Source organism: Thiohalomonas denitrificans (assembly GCF_016841685.1).
Taxonomy (GTDB): domain Bacteria; phylum Pseudomonadota; class Gammaproteobacteria; order Thiohalomonadales; family Thiohalomonadaceae; genus Thiohalomonas; species Thiohalomonas denitrificans_A.
The window spans coordinates 1-3,472 of record NZ_JAENYR010000147.1 but is presented as its reverse complement, the minus strand read 5'-3'; the positions used below and the strand labels follow the sequence as shown (position 1 = coordinate 3,472).

At 60.5% G+C, this 3,472-nt stretch carries 3 protein-coding genes; all 3 read left to right on the top strand.

The genetic code is table 11. The annotated features are described in order from the left end of the window. On the top strand, positions 1–314 hold a 314-nt coding region (locus tag Q7L05_RS17155; RefSeq protein WP_303909499.1), incomplete at its 5' end, for a nicotinate-nucleotide--dimethylbenzimidazole phosphoribosyltransferase. A 537-nt stretch (positions 315–851) separates the two neighbouring features. After that, positions 852–1,628 carry a hypothetical protein gene (locus tag Q7L05_RS17150; RefSeq protein ID WP_303909498.1) on the top strand — a complete coding sequence of 259 codons (777 nt, stop codon included), beginning with the start codon at positions 852–854 and terminating at the stop codon, positions 1,626–1,628. Positions 1,629–1,744: 116 nt separating this feature from the next. Beyond that, positions 1,745–3,181 carry a DUF3375 domain-containing protein gene (locus Q7L05_RS17145; RefSeq protein WP_303909501.1) on the top strand — a complete coding sequence of 479 codons (1,437 nt, stop codon included), beginning with the start codon at positions 1,745–1,747 and terminating at the stop codon, positions 3,179–3,181. Positions 3,182–3,472 lie beyond the last annotated feature (291 nt).

Genomic DNA, 3,472 nt, shown 5'->3' with positions numbered 1-3,472 from the left:
CAGGCCTCGTCGGAGCCTTCATCGCCCGTGCGCAGATGGGGCTGCCGGTACTGGTCGACGGCTTCATCGCCACCGCCGCGGCCCTGGCCGCCGAACGACCACGTCCGGGCACCGTTGATTGGTTGCTCTTTTCTCACGCCTCCGCCGAGCCGGGCCACGCCGCGCTTTGTCAGGCACTGGGTGCGAGACCTCTGCTCGACCTGGGAATGCGCCTCGGCGAAGGCAGCGGCGCCGCCGCCGCCGTCCCGCTCATTCGCCTCGCCTGCGCGCTGCACAATGATATGGCAACCTTCGAAGAGGCCGGTCTTCGATAGACCGCTTTTGTAGGGGCCCCACAACAATCGGGCTAACCCGGTAGACGTCTCCCTGTAGGTCGGCCTTCAGGCCGACAACAGCGTCGGGTTAAAGCCCGACCCGCCCAACCCCATACCGCTTCTTCAACGGCACCAAGGGGGGAGCAGAGGCAGGAGAGGATGACTATTTTCAGTCGCTTTTTAATGGTGAATTCAGCTAAGTCACTGCCTCGGCACAGGTTTCCCATTTGTCCACAAAACCTGTGGATAACTTTGTGGATGGATTGCGGAAATCATGCTCCAGGCCGCACCGCGGCGCCTCTCACGCCAGATTGCACATTTTTTAACCACCACTAATAAAACCTCTATTATCAATGACTTACTATATCGCGTGGATTGAGATATCTAACAAAAAAAACTTGACGGCAGGCTCAACTGTTGCGTCATACGGGTGTGAATAAAGACAGCCGATCCGAGTCGGGCCGGTTAGCGATGGCCTCCGATCACCTACAATACGTGCGTTTCGCTGTGCCAACAGAGAGTTAGGGAGAGTAACCTATGAAAAAGTCGATCGTCGTAATCGGAATCGGTGAAATGGCGGGTGTGTTCACCCGGGGTTTTCTTCGGCTCGGCCACCCGGTTTTCCCGGTTACCCGAGGCATGGATATGGGAGAGGTTGCCGCGACGGTAGCTTCACCCGAACTGGTGCTGCTCACCGTCGGCGAAAAGGACCTTCATCCGGCTCTCGAGAAGATCCCCGCCGCCTGGCGCGAGCGACTCGTTCTGCTGCAGAACGAACTGTTACCGCGCGACTGGGAGGCCCACGGGATCGAGGGTGTCACGGCCGTCGCCGTCTGGTTCGAGAAAAAGAAGGGGCAGGACTACAAGGTGCTCGTCCCCTCGCCGGCCTACGGCCCTCACGCCGCGCTGATCGAATCCGCACTCAAGACGCTGGAGATCCCCGTCCGGAAACTGGACAACGAAGACGAACTGGTTTTCGAACTGGTACGGAAGAACCTCTATATCCTGACCACCAACATCGCCGGCATGGAACTCGAACCCGGCACCACCGTCGACACCCTCTGGAATAGTCATCAGGACCTTGCCCGCCGGGTGGCCGATGAAATCATGGATATTCAATTCCGGCTGGTGGACCGGGAGCTTGACCGTGACAGGTTACTCGCCGGCATGGTCGAGGCCATCGAAGGCGACCTAAATCACCAATGCAGGGGCCGTACCGCCCGCGCCCGCCTCGCCCGAGCCATAGAACACGCGAATCAGTTCGGCCTGGAAGTGCCGAAACTGCACGAAATCCACGGAAGGCACCAAGGCTGAACCCGGCGGAAGCGACAACAGCACCCCAAAGGCCCGCCAGCGGACTTTACCAATTCCGGTCACCCGCTTAGGCTGTGCATCCGCGTTGATACGAAGCTCAATGACCCGTGACCGAACTGGACTACCATAATCTGGAGACTCTGCGTCGCAATCACCCCTCCTGGCGTCTGCTGGCGGCGGCACACGCCTCGCTGGTGATCGGGTTTCTGCACCGTACCTTCGTCCGCCCCAACCTCCGTTCGCTCCCCCATCAGGAACTGGCATCGAGGCTGGAGGACTACATTTACCAACTGCACCGGGAGACCGGCGAAGAGGCGTTCCCCAAACCTGCCGCGGACTATCTGGCGGACTGGACCGCCAGCGAACGCGGCTGGCTGCGCAAGTATTACCCGGCCGACAGCGATGAACCCCACTACGACATCACGCCCGCAACGGAAAAGGCGATCGAGTGGATCGCCGGGCTGGAGGAGCGTCAGTTCGTGGGTGCCGAATCACGCCTGCTCACCATTTTCGAGTTGCTCCGACAGATGGTACATGGCAGCGAGACCGATCCGGAGGCGCGTATTGCCGAACTGGAGCAGCGGAGGGCAGCAATCGATGCGGAGATCGAACAGGTACGCGCCGGCGAGCTGAAGTTGATGGACCCTACCCAGATCAAGGAGCGTTTCTTTCAGATGGAACAGACCGCCCGGGGTCTGCTCGCCGATTTCCGCCAGGTGGAACAGAATTTCCGTTTACTGGACCGCGCGGTACGTGAGCGCATCACCACCTGGGAGGGCAGCAAGGGCGAGCTGCTCACCGAAGTGTTCGGTAAGCGGGACGCCATCACCGGCTCCGACCAGGGCAAGAGTTTTCACGCCTTTTGGGATTTTCTGATGTCACCGCGGCGGCAGGAGACGCTGAGCGAACTGCTGGAGCGGGTATTGGCCCTGGATCCGGTCGCGGAACTGGGGCCGGACCGGCAACTGTTGCGGATTCACTATGACTGGCTGGAGGCCGGCGAAACGGCGCAGCGTACCGTAGCGCGACTTTCCGAACAGTTGCGCAAGTATCTTGACGACCAGGTCTGGCTGGAGAACCGACGTATTCTGGGCATCATTCGCGCAGTCGAACAGCATGCGCTGGCGGTGCGAAACGACCCGCCTCGCGAGGGGCTCATTGAACTGGACCAATCCGCCCCCGCGGTCGACCTCACCATGGACCGGCCGCTATTCAGTCCGCCGCTGAAGCCCCGGATCAGCCAGCAGGTCCTCGAGGCCGGTAGTGAAGCCGTGGATGCGAGCGCCCTGTTTGAACAGGTCTATGTCGACCGGGCGCGTCTTGCCGCCCGCGTGCGGCAGGCGCTGCAGACTCGTGATCAGGTCGCACTCACCACTCTGTTACAGGAGCACCCGCTGGAGCAGGGATTAGCGGAGCTGGTGACCTACCTGGGACTGGCCGCCGACAATCGCAAAGCAATCATCGATGAGGAGCATTCCGAGTCCGTAAGTTGGAGTGACGAAAACGGGATGCGACGGGAGGCGACCATGCCGCTGGTGATCTTCGCACGATAGGATCGCAGCTGCTGTCATTACGAGAAGCCCCAGCGATCGAAGTAATCTCCTGCTCCCAAAACCCCAGATTGCCGCATCGCTGGGGCTCCTCCTGATGAACTTCCCCCCGCTGTCATTACGAGGAGCCCCGGCGACGAAGTAATCTGGTGTCCTAACAGCGAGATTGCCGCGTCGCTGAGGCTCCTCCTGATGAACTTGCCCCCGCTGTCATTACGAGGAATCCCGGCGACGAGGTGATCTGGTGTCCTAACAGCGAGATTGCCGCGTCGCTGAGGCTCCTCCTGATGAACT

Bases quoted from the DNA above. Each gene is read 5' to 3' on its own strand.
- Q7L05_RS17150 (WP_303909498.1), top strand. From the start codon at position 852: ATGAAAAAGTCGATCGTCGTAATCGGAATCGGTGAAATGGCGGGTGTG.